Source organism: Thalassococcus profundi (assembly GCF_003344785.1).
GTDB classification, from domain to species: Bacteria; Pseudomonadota; Alphaproteobacteria; order Rhodobacterales; family Rhodobacteraceae; genus Puniceibacterium; species Puniceibacterium profundi.
Genome location: NZ_QPMK01000043.1, coordinates 1 through 1,363 on the forward strand (window position 1 = coordinate 1; position 1,363 = coordinate 1,363).

The window sequence follows — 1,363 nt, forward strand, 5'->3', positions numbered from 1 at the left end:
TTGTAGAGCGTTCTCTGATTGCGGCCTCGTCAAGAGTGAGGGCTGTCCGTCCGGGGTCATGGTTCTCTCCGAGGTCGCATTGAGCGCCTCATGATGGTTTTCGGCGGCGGGTCGTCTCCAATGTCTTGTGCGGGGTGTGGCGCCTGGCCATCCCATACTCTACAGCGAGATCGATCAACCTCCGTCCCGTTGGGACTGCGCTCCCCGCTTCAGGGCGGGAACTCAGATCAGGCGGTGGCCTCCTTTGTCCATTGATAGTCGGTTCCATTTTTCCAGAGCGTCAGCATCAGCACGGCGATTTTGCGGGCGRTCGCGACCGCCGCCTTGCGGAAGCCGCGCCGTCCGGCCAGTCGCACGGCCCAGCTTTTGAGCGGCGAGAAACGTTTCACCTGACCAATCATGCAAGACGCCGCCTCGAACAGTAGCCCTCGCATCGCGCCGTCACCGCATTTCGAGACGCGCCCAGACCAATCCACCTCGCCAGACTGATGTCGCTTTGGCGTCAGCCCGAGGAAAGCGCCCACATCTGACGTTCGGCTGAACCGACCGGGATCATCAACCAGGGCTATGAAGCTGAGCGCGTTGACGGGGCCGACACCGGGGATGGTCATCAGACGGCGCGCAACAGGATGGGCCTTGGCCCTTTTCTTCACTGCCTTGTCTAGGTCGTCAGCCACTTTGCACAGGGTGGCATGGGCACTGATGAAGCCATCGGCTATGGCTCGCAGAACCGGGTCGGTCGCGCCCGCTGCCGCCAGTTGATCGCGGAACGCCTGCCTCTGCCGCCCCTCGCCGATACCGACCATGCGGATGCCGAAGGTTTTGAGGACGCCACGGATGTGACCTTCGAGGTCCTTGCGCAACCGGATCGACCTCTCACGGGCACCGACAAGGCACCGCAGCCGGTCGGCCTCTTCGCTGCGGATATGCACCTCGGTAAACCAGCCAGTTCGGGCGAGCTGCGCCAACCCCTCGGCATCGGAGGCGTCAGACTTGTTGAGCCGGGCCGAGAGGCTTTTGTGCGCCTTGCGTGCATCGATACAGGTGGCCGGAAGCCCGAGTCGCGTCATTCCGCGCTGCAGCCAAATCGACAAGTTCCCACTCTCATGTACAATCCGGCGCGGCATGAGCGAGCGGTTTCGAAACCAGCCTGCCACACCCTCCGGATCGGACGGGCAAGCGCCGCGTGCGATCATCTTACCATCACGATCCACAACACAGATCGAAATCTCTTTCAGCGAAACATCCAACCCCGCATAGTGTTCCATAGGTCGTTCTCCTCACGGCATTTATCCATGAGGCCAGTATACCGGACCTCGTTCGCCCCCGGAGAGCGACCGCCGCAATCACACCATGTCTTGTG

1 protein-coding gene is annotated in these 1,363 nt (G+C 61.8%); it reads right to left on the bottom strand.

From position 1 onward, the window contains the following. Nucleotides 1-227 precede the first annotated feature (227 nt). Nucleotides 228-1,268: an IS110 family RNA-guided transposase gene (locus DU478_RS22440; RefSeq protein WP_114513068.1), complete on the bottom strand. Its 1,041-nt coding sequence runs from the start codon at nucleotides 1,266-1,268 to the stop codon at nucleotides 228-230. Between the last annotated feature and the right edge of the window lie 95 nt (nucleotides 1,269-1,363).